This is a genomic window from Streptomyces sp. NPDC003248, from assembly GCF_055563235.1.
Map to the genome: position 1 here is coordinate 380,204 of NZ_JBVHDT010000005.1, position 17,650 is coordinate 397,853.

Here is a 17,650-nt window from a genome sequence, read left to right on the forward strand (position 1 = left end):
GTGGCCGCCCGCAACACGGCCCGCAAGCGCGCCTTCCAGATCCTCTTCGAGGGCGACCAGCGCGGCGCCGACGTCCTGACGGTCCTCGCGGACTGGATCCGGCTCTCCCGGGCCGACACCCGGCAGCCGCCGGTGAGCGAGTACACGATGCAGCTGGTCGAGGGCTACGCGAAGCACGCGAAGCGCATCGACGAGCTGATCGCGCAGTACTCGGTGGGCTGGACGCTGGACCGGATGCCGGTCGTCGACCGCAACATCCTGCGGCTCGGCGCCCATGAGCTGATCTGGGTGGACGAGACCCCGGATGCCGTCGTCCTCGACGAGATGGTGCAGCTGGCGAAGGAGTTCTCCACGGACGAGTCGCCCTCGTTCGTCAACGGCCTGCTCGGCCGGCTCAAGGAACTCAAGCCCTCGCTGCGGCGCGACGAGGCGTAGCGCGCGGTACGGCCCGCCACCGGAGGGCCCGTGGACATCCCGTCCGCGGGCCCTCCGGTGTGCGTGCACCGGGAGCCCCACGCCGCAGCATGCCGGGAGCCCCACGCCGGGCGGCGCACCCGGGGCGGGAGGCTCCCGGCCGCACGGAAAACGCCGGGGTGGCCGGAACCGTACAGTTCCGGCCACCCCGGCGGCACGTTTCTGCTGAGGCGCCCGGCGCGCTCAGTTCTCCTCGTGGGTGACCGCGCGACGCGCGTCCGCGTCCAGGACGCCCCAGCTGATCAGCTGCTCGGTCAGGACCGACGGCGACTGGTCGTAGATCACGGCGAGCGTGCGCAGGTCGTCCTGGCGGATCGAGAGCACCTTGCCGTTGTAGTCACCGCGCTGCGACTGGATCGTCGCCGCGTACCGCTGGAGGGGACCGGCCTTCTCGACCGGCACGTGGGCCAGCCGCTCCAGGTCCAGGACGAGCTTCGGCGGGGGCTCGGCCGCGCCGCCCGGGGTCGTGCCCGGCAGCAGTTCCTGGACCGGGACGCCGTAGAAGTCGGCCAGCTCCGCAAGACGCTGTACGGTCACGGCACGGTCGCCGCGCTCGTACGAACCGACCACGACCGCCTTCCAGCGTCCCTGGGACTTCTCCTCGACACCGTGGAGGGAAAGGCCCTGCTGGGTGCGGATCGCCCGGAGCTTGGCCCCGAGCTGTTTGGCGTATTCGCTGGACATATGGCTCCCGGCACTGGGTCGACGCGGCCGGCGTTGTTCCCTGCCGCGCGGTTGGTAACTCACTGTGAGGTTACGCAGCGTGATTCTTCTGCGTCAAGCCGAATGGTCCACCCCGACTCTTCCGTGGTATCGATGACTGGTTGCGCCAGGGGGGTGATCCGGGGTGTCGATCCGGCCTGATACCGTGGATGGCGCAATTCCGACGTCCTTTAAGGTCCGTCCCGTGAGGCGGAGAAGGAGGTCCGTTTCTTATGGACAAGCAGGACACCCGGCCCGAGTCGCAGCGCTCCGACGCGCGGCCCGTGCTCGAGGCCCCCGACATCGCGCGGGTGCTGACCCGCATCGCCCACGAGATCGTCGAACGCGCCAAGGGCGCCGACGACGTGGTGCTCCTCGGCATCCCCACCAGGGGCGTCTTCCTCGCCCGCAGGCTGGCCGGCAAGCTGGAGCAGATCACCGACCGCGCCGTCCCGGTCGGCTCCCTCGACATCACCATGTACCGCGACGACCTGCGCATGCACCCGCCGCGTGCGCTGGCCCGCACCGAGATCCCCGGTGACGGCCTCGACGGCAAGCTGGTCGTCCTCGTCGACGACGTGCTCTTCTCCGGCCGCACCATCCGCGCCGCCCTCGACGCCCTGAACGACATCGGGCGCCCGCGCGCGGTGCAGCTCGCGGTCCTGGTCGACAGAGGCCACCGCGAACTGCCCATCCGCGCCGACTACGTCGGCAAGAACCTCCCCACGTCGCTGCGGGAGACGGTCAAGGTCCAGCTCGCCGAGGAGGACGGTCGCGACACCGTGCTGCTCGGTACGAAGCGGACCACCCCGGGCGCGCAGCACTAGCGGTCCGGCGTACGCCCACGCGTGCGTGCCCCTGTGCACCCGCATGCCCGAAAACTCCCGAAAGTCTTACGGAGCCTGACAGATGCAGCGTCATCTCATCTCGGCCGCCGACCTCACCCGCGACGACGCCGTCCACGTCCTCGACACCGCGGAGGAGATGGCCCGGGTCGCCGACCGGCCCATCAAGAAACTGCCGACCCTGCGCGGCCGCACGGTCGTGAACCTCTTCTTCGAGGACTCCACGCGCACCCGGATCTCCTTCGAGGCGGCCGAGAAGCGCCTGTCCGCGGACGTGATCAACTTCTCCGCCAAGGGGTCCAGCGTCTCCAAGGGCGAGTCCCTGAAGGACACCGCCCAGACCCTGGAGGCGATGGGCGTCGACGCCGTCGTCATCCGGCACGGCGCCTCCGGAGCCCCCTACCGCCTGGCCAACTCCGGCTGGATCGACGCCGCCGTCATCAACGCCGGCGACGGCACCCACCAGCACCCCACCCAGGCCCTGCTCGACGCCTTCACCATGCGCCGCCGGCTCGTCGGACGGGACGCCGGGATCGGCCAGGACCTGTCCGGCCGGCGGATCACCATCGTCGGGGACGTCCTGCACAGCCGGGTCGCCCGCTCCAACGTCGACCTGCTGCACACCCTCGGCGCCGAGGTCACCCTCGTCGCCCCGCCCACCCTGGTCCCGGTCGGCGTCGAGACCTGGCCCTGCGCGGTCTCGTACGACCTCGACAGCACGCTGGCCAAGTCCGACGCGGTGATGATGCTGCGCGTGCAGCGCGAGCGGATGAACGCCGCGTTCTTCCCGACCGAGCGCGAGTACTCGCGCCGCTACGGCCTCGACGGCGACCGGATGGCGCGGATGCCCGAGCACGCCATCGTGATGCACCCCGGGCCGATGGTCCGCGGCATGGAGATCACCGCCGAGGTCGCCGACTCCGACCGCTGCACCGTCGTCGAGCAGGTCGCCAACGGCGTGGCCGTCCGCATGGCCGTCCTCTACCTGCTCCTGGGCGGGAACGAACCCGCCGTCAGCCACACCCGTACCACCGGTCCCACCGAGGAGAAGTAAGCGACCATGAGCAAGATCCTGATCCGTGGTGCGAAGGTGCTCGGTGGCGAGCCGCAGGACGTCCTGATCGACGGCGAGGTCATCGAGGCCGTCGGCGCCGGGCTGTCCGCCGACGGCGCCCAGGTCGTCGAGGCCGACGGCAAGGTGCTGCTGCCCGGCCTGGTCGACCTGCACACCCATCTGCGCGAGCCGGGCCGCGAGGACTCCGAGACCGTTCTGACCGGCACCCGGGCGGCCGCCTCCGGCGGTTACACGGCCGTGTTCGCCATGGCCAACACCTTCCCCGTGGCCGACACGGCCGGTGTCGTCGAGCAGGTCTACCGGCTCGGCCGGGAGCACGGCTACTGCGACGTGCAGCCCATCGGCGCCGTCACCGTCGGCCTGGAGGGCAGCAAGCTCGCCGAGCTGGGCGCCATGCACGAGTCGGCGGCCGGCGTCACCGTCTTCTCCGACGACGGCAAGTGCGTCCACGACGCGGTGATCATGCGGCGGGCGCTGGAGTACGTGAAGGCCTTCGACGGCGTCGTCGCCCAGCACGCGCAGGAGCCCCGGCTGACCGAGGGCGCCCAGATGAACGAGGGCGTCGTCTCCTCCGAGCTGGGCCTGGGCGGCTGGCCCGCGGTGGCCGAGGAATCGATCATCGCCCGGGACGTCCTGCTCGCCGAGCACGTCGGCTCCCGCGTCCACATCTGCCACCTCTCCACCGCGGGCTCGGTCGAGATCGTGCGCTGGGCGAAGTCCCGCGGCATCCGGGTCACCGCCGAGGTCACCCCGCACCACCTGCTGCTCACCGACGAACTGGTGCGCACCTACAACCCGGTCTACAAGGTCAACCCGCCGCTGCGCACCGAGCGCGACGTGCACGCCCTGCGCGAGGCGCTCGCCGACGGCACGATCGACATCGTCGCCACCGACCACGCCCCGCACCCGCACGAGGACAAGGACTGCGAGTGGGCCGCGGCCGCCATGGGCATGGTCGGCCTGGAGACCGCGCTGTCAGTGGTCCAGGAGACGATGGTGGAGACCGGGCTCCTCGACTGGGCCGGGGTCGCCGACCGCATGTCCGCCACGCCGGCCCGGATCGGGCAGGCGAAGGGCCACGGGCGCCCCGTCTCGGCTGGTGAGCCCGCCAACCTCACGCTCGTCGACACGGCATACCGTGGGTCGGTGGACCCCGCGGGCTTCGCCTCGCGCAGCCGGAACACCCCGTACGAGGGGCGTGAGCTGCCGGGCCGTGTGACGCACACGTGGCTCCGGGGCAAGGCCACGCTCGTCGACGGGAAGCTCACGTGACACCTGTAATCCTGCTCGCGGCCGAGAAGGAATCGGCCGAAGTGACCGACTGGGCCGCCCGGATCGGCTGGGTCGTCGGCCTCGCCCTGTTCGTCGCGCTCGTGTACTGGCTGATGCGCGAGGGCTGGAAGTGGCGCGGCACGCTCCAGGGCGACCTGCCGCCTCTGCCCACCGCGCCGGACGACCCCGGCCCGGCGAGACTGAGCATGAGCGGCCGCTACCACGGCTCCACCACCGCCGGGCAGTGGCTCGACCGCATCGTGGCGCACGGCCTGGGCACCCGCAGCCGGGTGGAGCTCACTCTGACGGACGCGGGACTGGACGTCGTACGCCCCGGCGCGACCGACTTCTTCGTCCCGGCCGGCGCACTGCGCGAGGCCGTGCTCGGCAAGGGCATCGCCGGCAAGGTCCTCACCGAGGGCGGACTGCTCGTGGTGACCTGGGCGCACGGCGACAAGCTGATCGACTCCGGCTTCCGCTCCGACACCGCCGCCGAGCACAACGAGTGGGTCGACACCATCAACGCAATGATCAAAAAGACGGAAACTCAGACGGAAACGGAAGGCGCGCGATGACGACCTCCACCAGGGGAACCGCCAAGGCTCCCGCCGTACTCGTCCTGGAGGACGGCCGTGTCTTCCGCGGCCGTGCCTACGGAGCCGTGGGGGAGACCTTCGGCGAAGCGGTGTTCTCCACCGGCATGACCGGCTACCAGGAGACCCTCACCGACCCGTCGTACGACCGGCAGATCGTCGTCGCGACCGCCCCGCAGATCGGCAACACCGGCTGGAACGACGAGGACGACGAGTCCCGGCGCATCTGGGTCTCCGGCTACGTCGTGCGCGACCCCGCGCGCGTGCCCTCGAACTGGCGCTCCCGGCGGTCGCTCGACGACGAACTGGTCCGGCAGGACGTCGTCGGCATCTCCGGCATCGACACCCGCGCCCTCACCCGCCACCTGCGCGAGCGCGGCTCCATGCGGGCCGGGATCTTCTCCGGCCAGGCCCTCGCCCCCGACGCGGACCTCGTGGCGCGGGTGCAGGCCCAGCCGCACATGAAGGGCGCCAGCCTCTACGAGGAGGTCGCCACCCAGGAGGCGTACGTCGTCCCCGCGGTCGGCGAGAAGCGCTTCACGGTCGCCGCGATCGACCTCGGCATCAAGGGCATGACCCCGCACCGCATGGCCGAGCGCGGCATTGAGGTGCACGTGCTGCCCGCGACGGCCTCCGCGGACGACGTCTACGCCGTCGGCCCCGACGGCGTGTTCTTCTCCAACGGCCCCGGCGACCCGGCCACCGCCGACGGACCGGTCGCGCTGATGAGCGAGGTGCTCCGGCGCAGGACGCCCCTGTTCGGCATCTGCTTCGGCAACCAGATCCTCGGCCGCGCCCTCGGCTTCGGCACCTACAAGCTGAAGTACGGCCACCGCGGCATCAACCAGCCGGTCCAGGACCGCACGACCGGCAAGGTCGAGGTCACCGCGCACAACCACGGCTTCGCCGTGGACGCGCCGCTCGACCGGGTCAGCGAGACCGAGTTCGGCCGCGCCGAGGTCTCCCACGTCTGCCTCAACGACGACGTCGTGGAGGGGCTCCAGCTGCTCGACCAGCCGGCCTTCTCCGTCCAGTACCACCCCGAAGCGGCCGCCGGTCCGCACGACGCCGCCTACCTGTTCGACCGCTTCGTATCCCTGATGGAGGGCCAGCGTGCCTAAGCGCACCGATATCCAGTCCGTCCTGGTCATCGGCTCCGGCCCGATCGTCATCGGCCAGGCCGCCGAGTTCGACTACTCCGGCACCCAGGCGTGCCGCGTCCTGCGCGCCGAGGGGCTCCGGGTCATCCTGGTCAACTCCAACCCGGCGACGATCATGACCGACCCGGAGATCGCCGACGCCACCTACGTCGAGCCGATCACCCCGGAGTTCGTCGAGAAGATCATCGCCAAGGAGCGCCCCGACGCCCTGCTGCCCACCCTGGGCGGCCAGACGGCCCTGAACACCGCCATCTCGCTGCACGAGAACGGCGTCCTGGAGAAGTACGGCGTCGAGCTGATCGGCGCCAACGTCACCGCCATCCACAAGGGCGAGGACCGCGACCAGTTCAAGCTGGTCGTCGAGGAGGTCCGCAAGAAGATCGGGCACGGCGAGTCCGCCCGCTCGGTCATCTGCCACTCCATGGACGACGTCCTCGCCGGCGTCGACGAACTCGGCGGCTACCCGGTCGTCGTCCGCCCCTCCTTCACCATGGGCGGCGCCGGCTCCGGCTTCGCCCACGACGAGGAGGAGCTGCGCCGCATCGCCGGCCAGGGCCTCACGCTCTCCCCGACCACCGAGGTGCTCCTGGAGGAGTCCATCCTCGGCTGGAAGGAGTACGAGCTGGAGCTGATGCGCGACAAGCACGACAACGTCGTGGTCGTCTGCTCCATCGAGAACTTCGACCCCATGGGCGTGCACACCGGCGACTCGATCACCGTCGCGCCCGCGATGACGCTGACCGACCGCGAGTACCAGATCCTGCGCGACATCGGCATCGCCGTCATCCGCGAGGTCGGCGTCGACACCGGCGGCTGCAACATCCAGTTCGCGGTGAACCCCGCCGACGGCCGGGTCATCGTCATCGAGATGAACCCGCGCGTGTCCCGCTCCTCGGCGCTGGCCTCCAAGGCGACCGGCTTCCCCATCGCCAAGATCGCGGCCAAGCTCGCCGTCGGCTACACCCTCGACGAGATCCCCAACGACATCACGCAGGAGACCCCGGCCTCCTTCGAGCCCACGCTCGACTACGTGGTCGTGAAGGCCCCCCGCTTCGCCTTCGAGAAGTTCCCGAGCGCCGACTCCACGCTGACGACGACCATGAAGTCGGTCGGCGAGGCCATGGCCATCGGCCGCAACTTCACCGAGGCCTTCCAGAAGGCGATGCGCTCGCTGGAGAAGAAGGGCAGCCAGTTCACCTTCGTCGGCGAGACCGGTGACAAGGAGGAGCTGCTGCGCGAGGCGGTGCGCCCCACCGACGGCCGGATCAACACCGTCATGCAGGCGATCCGCGCGGGCGCCACCCCGGAGGAGGTCTTCGAGTACACGAAGATCGACCCCTGGTTCGTCGACCAGCTCTTCCTCATCAAGGAGATCGCGGACGACCTCGCCGAGGCGCCGGAGCTCACCTCCGAACTGCTCGCCGAGGCCAAGCGGCACGGCTTCTCCGACCAGCAGATCGCCGAGATCCGCGGGCTGCGCGAGGACGTCGTGCGCGAGGTGCGGCACGCGCTGGGCATCCGCCCGGTCTACAAGACGGTCGACACCTGCGCCGCCGAGTTCGCCGCGAAGACGCCGTACTTCTACTCCTCCTACGACGAGGAGAGCGAGGTCGCGCCGCGCGAGAAGCCGGCCGTCATCATCCTGGGCTCCGGCCCCAACCGCATCGGGCAGGGCATCGAGTTCGACTACTCCTGCGTCCACGCCTCCTTCGCCCTGTCCGACGCCGGGTACGAGACCGTGATGGTCAACTGCAACCCGGAGACCGTCTCCACGGACTACGACACCTCCGACCGCCTGTACTTCGAGCCGCTGACGCTCGAGGACGTGCTGGAGATCGTCCACGCGGAGACCCAGGCCGGCCCGATCGCGGGCGTCGTCGTCCAGCTCGGCGGCCAGACCCCGCTGGGCCTGGCGCAGGCGCTGAAGGACAACGGCGTGCCGATCGTCGGCACCCCGCCCGAGGCGATCCACGCGGCCGAGGACCGGGGCGCCTTCGGGCGGGTGCTCGCCGAGGCGGGCCTGCCCGCCCCGAAGCACGGCACGGCCACCACCTTCACCGAGGCCAAGGCCATCGCCGACGAGATCGGCTACCCGGTCCTCGTCCGGCCGTCGTACGTCCTCGGCGGCCGCGGCATGGAGATCGTCTACGACGAGACCCGGCTGTCCGCCTACATCGCCGAGTCGACCGAGATCAGCCCCACCCGGCCGGTCCTCGTCGACCGCTTCCTCGACGACGCCATCGAGATCGACGTCGACGCCCTCTACGACGGCGAGGAGCTGTACCTCGGCGGTGTCATGGAGCACATCGAGGAGGCCGGCATCCACTCCGGCGACTCGGCGTGCGCCCTGCCCCCGATCACCCTCGGCGGCTTCGACATCAAGCGGCTGCGCGCCTCCACGGAGGCCATCGCCAAGGGCGTCGGCGTCCGCGGCCTGATCAACATCCAGTTCGCGATGGCCGGCGACATCCTGTACGTCCTGGAGGCCAACCCGCGCGCGTCCCGCACCGTGCCCTTCACCTCCAAGGCGACGGCGGTGCCGCTGGCGAAGGCCGCCGCCCGCATCTCGCTCGGCGCGACCGTCGCCGAGCTGCGCGGCGAGGGCCTGCTCCCGGCGACCGGCGACGGCGGCGAGCAGCCGCTGGACGCGCCGATCTCGGTGAAGGAGGCCGTGATGCCCTGGAGCCGCTTCCGGGACACCTCCGGACGCGGCGTCGACACCGTCCTCGGCCCGGAGATGCGCTCCACCGGCGAGGTCATGGGCATCGACTCGGTCTTCGGCACGGCGTACGCCAAGTCGCAGGCGGGCGCCTACGGCCCGCTGCCCACCAAGGGCCGCGCGTTCATCTCGGTCGCCAACCGCGACAAGCGCTCGATGATCTTCCCGGCGCGCGAGCTCGTCGGCCACGGCTTCGAGCTGCTCGCCACCTCCGGCACCGCCGAGGTCCTGCGCCGCAACGGCATCAACGCCACGGTCGTGCGCAAGCAGTCCGAGGGCACCGGCCCGAACGGCGAGAAGACCATCGTCCAGCTGATCCACGACGGGGAGGTCGACCTCATCGTCAACACCCCGTACGGCACCGGCGGCCGCCTCGACGGCTACGAGATCCGCACGGCGGCCGTGGCCCGGTCCGTGCCCTGCCTGACGACGGTCCAGGCGCTCGCCGCCGCCGTCCAGGGCATCGACGCCCTCAACCACGGTGACGTGGGCGTCCGCTCGCTCCAGGAACACGCCGAACACCTGACCGCGGCCCGCGACTAGCCGGCAGCCGACGAGGGGGACACCGGAAACGGTGTCCCCCTCTGTATGAGGACACACCTTCATGTACAAGCTCTTCTTCCACCTGGTCTTCCGGCGGATGGACCCGGAGAAGGCCCATCACCTGGCCTTCCGCTGGATCCGCCTGGCCGTCCGCGTCCCCGTGCTGCGCGTCTTCGCCGCCGCCGTGCTGGCCCCCCGCCACCGGGAACTGCGCACCGAGGCCTTCGGGCTGCGCATGCACGGCCCCTTCGGGCTCGCCGCCGGCTTCGACAAGAACGCCGTCGCGATCGACGGGATGTCCATGCTCGGCTTCGACCACGTCGAGATCGGCACGGTGACGGGGGAGGCGCAGCCGGGCAACCCCAGGAAGCGGCTGTTCCGCCTCGTCGACGACCGGGCGCTGATCAACCGCATGGGCTTCAACAACGAGGGGTCGCTGGCCGTCGCCGCCCGCCTGGCCTCCCGCGAGCCCGTCTTCAGAACCGTCGTCGGCGTCAACATCGGCAAGACCAAGGCCGTCCCCGAGGCCGAGGCCGTCGCCGACTACGTGAAGTCGACCGAGCGGCTCGCGCCGTACGCCGACTACCTGGTAGTGAACGTCTCCTCGCCGAACACGCCCGGTCTGCGCAACCTCCAGGCGACCGAGGCGCTGCGCCCTCTGCTCGGCGCCGTCCGCGAGGCCGCCGACCGCACGGTCGCCGACCGCCGGGTCCCGCTGCTGGTGAAGATCGCGCCGGACCTCGCCGACGAGGACGTGGACGCGGTCGCCGACCTGGCCGTCGAACTCGGCCTGGACGGGATCATCGCCACGAACACCACCATCGCGCGGGACGGGCTCGGTCTGACGTCCGACCCCGCGCTGGTGAAGGAGACGGGCGGGCTGTCCGGCGCCCCGCTCAAGACGCGCTCCCTGGAGGTGCTGCGCCGCCTCTACGCGCGCGTGGGCGACCGCGTCACCCTGGTGGGCGTCGGCGGCATCGAGAACGCCGAGGACGCCTGGCAGCGCATCCTCGCCGGCGCCACGCTGGTCCAGGGCTACAGCGCCTTCATCTACGAGGGGCCCTTCTGGGGCCGCGCCGTCCACAAGGGGCTCGCGGCACGGCTGCGCCAGAGCCCGTACGCCACGCTGGCCGACGCGGTCGGCGCCGACGTGAGGAGCACCGCATGACCCTGGAACCCTTCGGCGCGCGCCTGCGCCGGGCCATGGACGAGCGCGGACCGCTCTGCGTCGGGATCGACCCGCACGCGTCCCTGCTCGCCGAGTGGGGGCTCGGCGACGACGTCGCCGGGCTGGAGCGGTTCGGCCGGACCGTCGTCGAGGCACTGGCCGACCGGGTCGCCGTCATGAAGCCGCAGAGCGCCTTCTTCGAACGCTTCGGCTCCCGCGGCGTCGCCGTCCTGGAGCGGGTCGTCCAGGAGGCGCGCTCGGCCGGGACCCTGGTCGTGATGGACGCCAAGCGCGGCGACATCGGCTCGACCATGGCCGGGTACGCCGAGGCCTACCTGCGCCAGGGCGCCCCGCTGTTCTCCGACGCCCTCACCGTCTCGCCCTACCTCGGCTACGGCTCCCTGAGCCCCGCCGTCGCCCTCGCGCGCGAGAGCGGCACCGGTCTGTTCGTGCTCGCCCTGACGTCGAACCCCGAGGGCGGCGAGGTCCAGCACGCGGTGCGCGCGGACGGCCGCAGCGTCGGCGCGACGATGCTGCGGCACCTGGCCGCCGAGAACGAGGGGGAGGAGCCGCTCGGCTCCTTCGGGGCGGTCGTCGGCGCCACGGTCGGCGACCTGTCCTCGTACGACCTCGCCGTCAACGGCCCGCTGCTCGCCCCCGGCATCGGGGCGCAGGGGGCGACCGCGGCGGATCTGCCCCGGGTCTTCGGGGCCGCGGTGCGCAACGTCGTGCCGAACGTGAGCCGCGGAGTGTTGCGCCACGGTCCCGACGCGGTCGCTCTGCGTGACGCCGCGGACCGGTTCGCCGACGAGGTCAGGGCCGCCGTGGCGGCCGTCTGATCGCCGACAGCCGCCCGACCGGGGATTCGGCCGGGCGGCCGGGGCCGGTTTTGAGTCTGGATACATTCTCAAATCCGGGGCATTATGTCCTCAATGTCCGGCCTGACGGAGGCTGACCAGGACTTTTCCTCTGTTCTCGCTGACTCTGGCGGAGTTGGCCGCTAGTCTCCGACGGAGAGTGAACGGGCAAGCGTGTTGCTCGTGGCTCCCCAGGTGTGGGGCGACTAGGTTCCTCACCGGTCCGTATCCGACAGTTCGACATCCGAGGTGACGTAGGCGTGGCTCTTCCGCCCCTTACCCCCGAACAGCGCGCAGCCGCGCTCGAAAAGGCCGCCGCGGCTCGCCGGGAGCGGGCCGAGGTCAAGAATCGACTGAAGCACTCCGGCGCCTCCCTTCACGAGGTCATCAAGCAGGGCCAGGAGAACGACGTCATCGGCAAGATGAAGGTCTCCGCCCTGCTCGAGTCCCTGCCGGGCGTGGGCAAGGTCCGCGCCAAGCAGATCATGGAGCGACTCGGCATCTCCGAGAGCCGCCGGGTGCGCGGCCTCGGCTCCAACCAGATCGCCTCTCTGGAGCGTGAGTTCGGCGAGACCGCCAAGTGAGTCCGAGGTGCCCCGGGCAGAGGGTCCCGGGCACCGCGGGACAACTGGAATAATCGCTGCATGAGTGAACGTCCGCGGCTGACCGTGCTCTCCGGCCCCTCCGGGGTCGGCAAGAGCACGGTCGTCGCCCATATGCGCAAGGAACACCCCGAGGTCTGGCTCTCGGTGTCGGCGACGACCCGCAAGCCCCGCCCCGGCGAGAAGCACGGGGTCCACTACTTCTTCGTCGCCGACGACGAGATGGACAAGCTGATCGCCAACGGTGAGCTGCTGGAGTGGGCCGAGTTCGCCGGCAACCGCTACGGCACCCCGCGAGCCGCCGTGCTGGAGCGTCTGGAGGCCGGCGAGCCCGTCCTGCTGGAGATCGACCTCCAGGGCGCCCGGCAGGTCCGCGCGTCCATGCCGGAGGCCCAGCTGGTGTTCCTGGCTCCGCCCTCCTGGGAGGAGCTGGTGCGCAGGCTCACCGGGCGGGGCACCGAGCCGCCCGAGGTGATCGAGCGCCGTCTGGAGGCGGCGAAGGTCGAGCTGGCGGCGGAGCCGGAGTTCGACGAGACCCTGGTCAACACCTCCGTCGAGGACGTGGCGCGTGAGCTGCTAGCCTTGACAGACGTTGTGTGATCGAGCCTGATCCTTCAGACTGATCCTTTTCCATCCATCGGAAGGTAGAGCGTGTCCTCTTCCATCTCCGCGCCCGAGGGCATCATCAACCCGCCGATCGACGAGCTCCTCGAGGCCACCGACTCGAAGTACAGCCTCGTGATCTACGCGGCCAAGCGGGCCCGCCAGATCAACGCGTACTACTCGCAGCTCGGCGAGGGCCTCCTCGAGTACGTCGGTCCGCTCGTCGACACCCACGTCCACGAGAAGCCGCTCTCGATCGCCCTCCGCGAGATCAACGCGGGGCTGCTGACGTCCGAGGCCATCGAGGGCCCGGCCCAGTAGCCTTCCAGCTCGCAGTTGGTTGTTCCACAGGCCCGGCAGCACGACTGTCGGGCCTGTGGTGTGTGATGAACCGGTACGCCGGAGCCGCGGCGTGCCCCATCCGAGGTCCGGGGAGAGACGGTGGACAAGCCGAAGGTCGTTCTGGGGGTCAGCGGTGGCATCGCCGCCTACAAGGCGTGCGAGCTGCTGCGCAGGCTGACGGAGTCCGGCCATGACGTACGGGTCGTCCCCACCGCCTCCGCCCTGCACTTCGTCGGCGCCGCGACCTGGTCCGCGCTCTCCGGGAACCCGGTCTCCACCGAGGTCTGGGACGACGTCCACGAGGTGCCCCACGTCCGGATCGGCCAGCGCGCCGACCTGGTGGTCGTCGCCCCCGCCACCGCGGACATGCTCGCGAAGGCCGCCCACGGCCTGGCGGACGACCTGCTCACGAACACCCTGCTCACCGCCCGCTGCCCGGTCGTCTTCGCCCCCGCCATGCACACCGAGATGTGGGAGCACCCGGCCACCCAGGAGAACGTGGCGACGCTGCGCCGCCGCGGCGCGGTCGTCATCGAGCCGGCCGTGGGCCGCCTGACCGGCGTCGACACCGGCAAGGGGCGGCTGCCCGACCCGGCCGAGATCTTCGAGGTGTGCCGCCGCGTGCTGGCCAGGGGGGTGCGCGAGCCCGACCTCGCCGGCCGGCACGTCGTCGTCAGCGCCGGCGGGACCCGCGAACCCCTCGACCCCGTCCGCTTCCTCGGCAACCGCTCCTCCGGCAAGCAGGGCTACGCCCTCGCCCGGACCGCCGCCGCCCGCGGGGCCCGGGTGACGCTGGTCGCCGCCAACACCGGCCTGCCCGACCCCGCCGGCGTGGACGTCGTCCAGGTCGGTACGGCCGTGCAGATGCGCGAGGCGGTGCTGAAGGCGGCCGCCGACGCCGACGCGGTCGTCATGGCCGCCGCCGTCGCCGACTTCCGCCCGGCGGCGTACGCGGCCGGCAAGATCAAGAAGCGGGACGGCCAGGAACCGGAACCCCTGGTCCTCGTGCGTAATCCGGACATCCTCGCGGAGGTCTCGACCGGACGCGCCCATCCGGGTCAAATCGTCGTCGGCTTCGCCGCGGAGACGGACGACGTACTGGCCAACGGCCGCGCGAAGCTCCGGCGCAAGGGCTGTGACCTGCTGGTGGTCAATGAGGTGGGGGAGCTCAAGACCTTCGGCTCCGAGGACAACGAGGCCGTCGTCCTGGGCGCCGACGGCAGCGAGACCGCCGTACCCCACGGCCCCAAGGAGGCCTTGGCCGAAACCGTGTGGGACCTGGTGGCGCGGCGCCTGGGCTGACTGTTTGATGCGCTTCGCCGTTCTGTTACGGCTCGCTCAACCGGGCGTGGCTGATCTGGCCAACAGTGCCGGGCATTCGGCAGAATGCCAGTGCCGCAGGTCACAGCGCTCCCGAGAGGCGAGACGGGTGGGCCGGTGGCGAAGCGCGACCGATAAACTGTTCTCGGACGACGCCGGGCGCAGCTCCCGTCGCGTCCGCCAATGATCAGCCAGCAGCCGCTGCAACCCCAGGGAGCGTTGTGTCCCGTCGCCTGTTCACCTCGGAGTCCGTGACCGAGGGTCACCCCGACAAGATCGCTGACCAGATCAGCGACACCATCCTCGACGCGTTGCTCCGCGAGGACCCCACGTCCCGGGTCGCCGTCGAGACGCTGATCACGACCGGCCTCGTGCACGTGGCCGGAGAGGTCACCACCCAGGCGTACGCGCCGATCCCGCAGCTCGTCCGGGACAAGATCCTCGAGATCGGCTACGACTCCTCCAAGAAGGGCTTCGACGGCGCCTCCTGCGGTGTCTCGGTGTCCATCGGTGCGCAGTCCCCGGACATCGCCCAGGGTGTCGACACGGCGTATGAGACCCGGGTTGAGGGCGACGACGACGAACTGGACCGGCAGGGCGCCGGCGACCAGGGCCTGATGTTCGGCTACGCGTCCGACGAGACGCCGACGCTGATGCCGCTGCCGATCTTCCTGGCCCACCGCCTGTCCAAGCGGCTCTCGGACGTCCGCAAGAACGGGACCATCCCCTACCTGCGCCCCGACGGCAAGACCCAGGTCACCATCGAGTACGACGGCGACAAGGCGGTCCGCCTCGACACCGTCGTCGTCTCCTCGCAGCACGCGTCCGACATCGACCTGGAATCGCTGCTCGCTCCCGACATCCGCGAGTTCGTCGTCGAGCCGGAGCTGAAGGCGCTCCTCGACGAGGGCATCAAGATCGACACCGAGAACTACCGCCTGCTGGTGAACCCCACCGGCCGCTTCGAGATCGGCGGCCCCATGGGCGACGCCGGACTCACCGGCCGCAAGATCATCATCGACACGTACGGCGGCTTCGCCCGCCACGGCGGCGGTGCCTTCTCCGGCAAGGACCCGTCCAAGGTCGACCGTTCCGCGGCGTACGCGATGCGCTGGGTCGCGAAGAACGTCGTCGCCGCCGGCCTGGCCGCGCGCTGCGAGGTCCAGGTCGCCTACGCGATCGGCAAGGCCGAGCCGGTCGGTCTGTTCGTCGAGACCTTCGGCACGCACAAGGTCGACCCGGAGAAGATCGAGAAGGCCATCGACGAGGTCTTCGACCTCCGTCCGGCCGCGATCATCCGCGACCTCGACCTGCTCCGCCCGATCTACGCCCAGACCGCCGCCTACGGCCACTTCGGCCGGGAGCTGCCCGACTTCACGTGGGAGCGCACGGACCGGGTGGAGGCGCTGCGCGAGGCGGCGGGCCTGTAGGACCGGTCGCCACGCCCCGCGGTGAGCGAGGCCCGGTGTCCCTTCGGGGGGCGCCGGGCCTTTCGCGTGCGGGGCGGTGTCCCGGGCGGGCGGGCTCCGCGGTGGGGGCCGTTGTCGGAGGGGTTGCGAGCTGCTGCCGGTTGACTGCGCACAGGTGTGTTCCGGCGTGCATGAGTGAGTGCCCGGGCTGCGGCACGTGCGGCCCTGTGTCAGAGAACGAAAGTTCCCCGGTCGAATGTGTGACCTTTGCCCGTGGGGGTCGTTGAGCGTGGTGAGGGGTTGTCGGCCGACACGGGGCGGGATGAGCGGGCTTCGGGAGATGGCAGCACCGTTCGTCGCCCTCGGCCCGTCGGGAGTCTCGGTCCGTGACCGGCTCAAGCACCTGACTGCCGAGGACGAACAGGTTCTTCGTCTGGTCGGTGACCATCTGGGCATGCTCGCCTCCCGCGATCTGAAAGCCCGCTGCACGGCCGGGCTGGACCATGACACCGGGCAGTGGGCCGAGCGCAAGCGGGCCCTGACGGAGGAGTCCTCCTCGCGGTGGGCGGGGAGCATCTCGAAAGCCACGCACGATCAGTGGGCGCTCGCCCGGCGTGCACAGCTCGCGCACATCCAGAGCCTGGAAGCGGGTGTGCGCACGATCGCGCACCGGCTGTCCCTTCCGGTCGGGGAGAAAGGTGGCAAACGCGCTCTGGGCGGCTACCGCACCCGGCAGGAGTGGCACGCCAAGACCCGCCGTCTGCACGTGCTCGCCGACCGGCTCCAGGCGGCGCGGGCCGACCGTGAGGCCGGAGTCGTGCGTGTGGTACGGGGCGGGAAACGGCTGCTGAACACCCGCCACAACCTGGACGCCGCACACCTCACCGAGGAACAGTGGCGCACACGGTGGCAGGCCGAACGCAGGTTCCTGCACGCGGACGGCGAGAGCGGGAAGCGGTTCGGCAACGAAACCGTTCGCGTCACCCCCGACGGCGAGGTCTCCCTCAAGCTCCCGGCCCCGTTGGCGCATCTGGCGAACGCCCCGCACGGCCGGTATGTGCTCACCGCCCGCGTGGCCTTCGCGCACCGGGGCGAACAGTGGGCCGACCGCATCCAGGCGAACCGGGCCGTCGCCTACCGCATCCATGAAGACACCACACGCGGCCGCTGGTACCTCACGGCATCATGGACGATCCCCCCGGTCAAGACCGTGCCCCTGGCCACGGCCCGCGCTCACGGCGTGGTCGGCGTGGACACCAACGCCGACCACCTGGCCGCCTGGCGGCTGGACCGGCACGGCAACCCCGTCGGCGAACCACACCGGTTCGGCTACGACCTGTCCGGCCGTGCCTCCCACCGCGACGCCCAGGTACGCCACGCCCTGATCCGCCTGCTGCACTGGGCCAAGCGCCACGGGTTGTCCATCGCGATCGAAGACCTCGACTTCACCGCCGACACCACCCGCGAGAAGCACGGCCGCCGCAAACGCTTCCGCAACCTCATCTCCGGCATGCCCACCTCCAGGCTGCGGGCCCGACTGGTATCGATGGCGGCCGAACTCGGCATCCCCATCATCGCCGTCGACCCCGCCTACACCTCCCGGTGGGGCGCCCAGCACTGGCGAAACCCCCTCACCACCACGACCCGCAAGACAACCCGCCACGACGCGGCCGCCGTGGCGATCGGCAGGCGCGCTCTGGGACACCCGATCCGGCGACGGACGACACCGCCCCCACAGCACCGGAGTGATGCAGTGGGGCATCGGACCGCCCAGGCCACACCGGACACCCCAGAACGTGAGGAACCCCGCCCCCGCATCCTCGGACCACGGACCCGATCCGTGCCGCCCGGACGCGGAGCGAACGCGGGGGACCAGGGCGCCCAACACCGTTCGGGGCATCCGGCTGAGCCTGAATCCTGGCAACAGGACTCACTCCCGCTCAGTCTCTAGGAACGGTTTGGTAAG

At 70.8% G+C, this 17,650-nt stretch carries 16 protein-coding genes; 15 read left to right on the forward strand and 1 reads right to left on the reverse strand.

Annotation, left to right across the window (positions count from 1 at the left end):
• Entirely contained in the window at positions 1 to 435 is a 435-nt protein-coding gene (gene nusB, locus ACZ3KJ_RS15685; protein ID WP_467527299.1) for a transcription antitermination factor NusB, read from the forward strand.
• A 222-nt stretch (positions 436 to 657) separates the two neighbouring features.
• Here nusB and bldD read toward each other — a convergent pair whose 3' ends face one another.
• Positions 658 to 1,158 carry a transcriptional regulator BldD gene (gene bldD, locus ACZ3KJ_RS15690; RefSeq protein ID WP_385067049.1) on the reverse strand — a complete coding sequence of 167 codons (501 nt, stop codon included), beginning with the start codon at positions 1,156 to 1,158 and terminating at the stop codon, positions 658 to 660.
• 251 nt (positions 1,159 to 1,409) lie between these two features.
• Between bldD and pyrR the strand changes: the two genes are divergently transcribed.
• The 14 genes from pyrR to ACZ3KJ_RS15760 all read left to right on the forward strand — a co-directional run bounded on the left by pyrR (position 1,410) and on the right by ACZ3KJ_RS15760 (position 17,635).
• Complete coding sequence (pyrR, locus tag ACZ3KJ_RS15695) at positions 1,410 to 2,003, forward strand: bifunctional pyr operon transcriptional regulator/uracil phosphoribosyltransferase PyrR (RefSeq protein WP_389519582.1); 594 nt, start codon at positions 1,410 to 1,412, stop codon at positions 2,001 to 2,003.
• A gap of 82 nt (positions 2,004 to 2,085) precedes the next feature.
• The gene (locus ACZ3KJ_RS15700; protein ID WP_467527308.1) at positions 2,086 to 3,075 is read left to right on the forward strand and encodes an aspartate carbamoyltransferase catalytic subunit; all 990 of its coding nucleotides are present in this window, start codon (positions 2,086 to 2,088) and stop codon (positions 3,073 to 3,075) included.
• Between the two features lie 6 nt (positions 3,076 to 3,081).
• On the forward strand, positions 3,082 to 4,368 hold the full coding sequence (locus ACZ3KJ_RS15705) for a dihydroorotase (protein WP_467527309.1): 1,287 nt from the start codon (positions 3,082 to 3,084) through the stop codon (positions 4,366 to 4,368).
• Complete coding sequence (locus ACZ3KJ_RS15710) at positions 4,365 to 4,943, forward strand: PH-like domain-containing protein (RefSeq protein WP_467527310.1); 579 nt, start codon at positions 4,365 to 4,367, stop codon at positions 4,941 to 4,943. The genes ACZ3KJ_RS15705 and ACZ3KJ_RS15710 overlap by 4 nt, the downstream gene beginning before the upstream one ends.
• On the forward strand, positions 4,940 to 6,082 hold the full coding sequence (gene carA / locus ACZ3KJ_RS15715) for a glutamine-hydrolyzing carbamoyl-phosphate synthase small subunit (RefSeq protein ID WP_467527312.1): 1,143 nt from the start codon (positions 4,940 to 4,942) through the stop codon (positions 6,080 to 6,082). The genes ACZ3KJ_RS15710 and carA overlap by 4 nt, the downstream gene beginning before the upstream one ends.
• Positions 6,075 to 9,383: a carbamoyl-phosphate synthase large subunit gene (gene carB / locus ACZ3KJ_RS15720; protein ID WP_467527314.1), complete on the forward strand. Its 3,309-nt coding sequence runs from the start codon at positions 6,075 to 6,077 to the stop codon at positions 9,381 to 9,383. The genes carA and carB overlap by 8 nt, the downstream gene beginning before the upstream one ends.
• A 61-nt stretch (positions 9,384 to 9,444) precedes the next feature.
• Positions 9,445 to 10,551: a quinone-dependent dihydroorotate dehydrogenase gene (locus tag ACZ3KJ_RS15725; protein WP_467527315.1), complete on the forward strand. Its 1,107-nt coding sequence runs from the start codon at positions 9,445 to 9,447 to the stop codon at positions 10,549 to 10,551.
• The gene (gene pyrF / locus ACZ3KJ_RS15730; protein WP_467527316.1) at positions 10,548 to 11,390 is read left to right on the forward strand and encodes an orotidine-5'-phosphate decarboxylase; all 843 of its coding nucleotides are present in this window, start codon (positions 10,548 to 10,550) and stop codon (positions 11,388 to 11,390) included. Before ACZ3KJ_RS15725 ends, pyrF begins: the two co-directional genes overlap by 4 nt.
• A gap of 278 nt (positions 11,391 to 11,668) precedes the next feature.
• Positions 11,669 to 11,992 carry an integration host factor gene (locus ACZ3KJ_RS15735; RefSeq protein ID WP_130444535.1) on the forward strand — a complete coding sequence of 108 codons (324 nt, stop codon included), beginning with the start codon at positions 11,669 to 11,671 and terminating at the stop codon, positions 11,990 to 11,992.
• Positions 11,993 to 12,052: 60 nt separating this feature from the next.
• A complete protein-coding gene (gmk, locus tag ACZ3KJ_RS15740) occupies positions 12,053 to 12,610 on the forward strand; it encodes a guanylate kinase (protein WP_385067076.1) in 558 nt (185 codons plus the stop codon).
• A 51-nt stretch (positions 12,611 to 12,661) separates the two neighbouring features.
• Positions 12,662 to 12,934 (forward strand): DNA-directed RNA polymerase subunit omega, encoded by a 273-nt coding sequence (rpoZ, locus tag ACZ3KJ_RS15745; RefSeq protein ID WP_003977348.1) that lies wholly within the window; start codon positions 12,662 to 12,664, stop codon positions 12,932 to 12,934.
• Between the two features lie 120 nt (positions 12,935 to 13,054).
• A complete protein-coding gene (gene coaBC / locus ACZ3KJ_RS15750) occupies positions 13,055 to 14,257 on the forward strand; it encodes a bifunctional phosphopantothenoylcysteine decarboxylase/phosphopantothenate--cysteine ligase CoaBC (protein ID WP_467527318.1) in 1,203 nt (400 codons plus the stop codon).
• A 239-nt stretch (positions 14,258 to 14,496) separates the two neighbouring features.
• On the forward strand, positions 14,497 to 15,705 hold the full coding sequence (metK, locus tag ACZ3KJ_RS15755; RefSeq protein WP_389519561.1) for a methionine adenosyltransferase: 1,209 nt from the start codon (positions 14,497 to 14,499) through the stop codon (positions 15,703 to 15,705).
• Positions 15,706 to 16,006: 301 nt separating this feature from the next.
• The gene (locus tag ACZ3KJ_RS15760; RefSeq protein WP_467527320.1) at positions 16,007 to 17,635 is read left to right on the forward strand and encodes a nuclease/transposase family protein; all 1,629 of its coding nucleotides are present in this window, start codon (positions 16,007 to 16,009) and stop codon (positions 17,633 to 17,635) included.
• Positions 17,636 to 17,650 lie beyond the last annotated feature (15 nt).

What these genes read in the sequence shown, in the direction of transcription:
- bldD (WP_385067049.1), bottom strand. Translation starts at nt 1,158, where the DNA reads ATGTCCAGCGAATACGCCAAACAGCTCGGGGCCAAGCTCCGGGCGATC.
- pyrR (WP_389519582.1), top strand. Translation starts at nt 1,410, where the DNA reads ATGGACAAGCAGGACACCCGGCCCGAGTCGCAGCGCTCCGACGCGCGG.
- ACZ3KJ_RS15700 (WP_467527308.1), top strand. Translation starts at nt 2,086, where the DNA reads ATGCAGCGTCATCTCATCTCGGCCGCCGACCTCACCCGCGACGACGCC.
- ACZ3KJ_RS15705 (WP_467527309.1), top strand. Translation starts at nt 3,082, where the DNA reads ATGAGCAAGATCCTGATCCGTGGTGCGAAGGTGCTCGGTGGCGAGCCG.
- carA (WP_467527312.1), top strand. Translation starts at nt 4,940, where the DNA reads ATGACGACCTCCACCAGGGGAACCGCCAAGGCTCCCGCCGTACTCGTC.
- ACZ3KJ_RS15725 (WP_467527315.1), top strand. Translation starts at nt 9,445, where the DNA reads ATGTACAAGCTCTTCTTCCACCTGGTCTTCCGGCGGATGGACCCGGAG.
- pyrF (WP_467527316.1), top strand. Translation starts at nt 10,548, where the DNA reads ATGACCCTGGAACCCTTCGGCGCGCGCCTGCGCCGGGCCATGGACGAG.
- gmk (WP_385067076.1), top strand. Translation starts at nt 12,053, where the DNA reads ATGAGTGAACGTCCGCGGCTGACCGTGCTCTCCGGCCCCTCCGGGGTC.
- ACZ3KJ_RS15760 (WP_467527320.1), top strand. Translation starts at nt 16,007, where the DNA reads ATGAGCGGGCTTCGGGAGATGGCAGCACCGTTCGTCGCCCTCGGCCCG.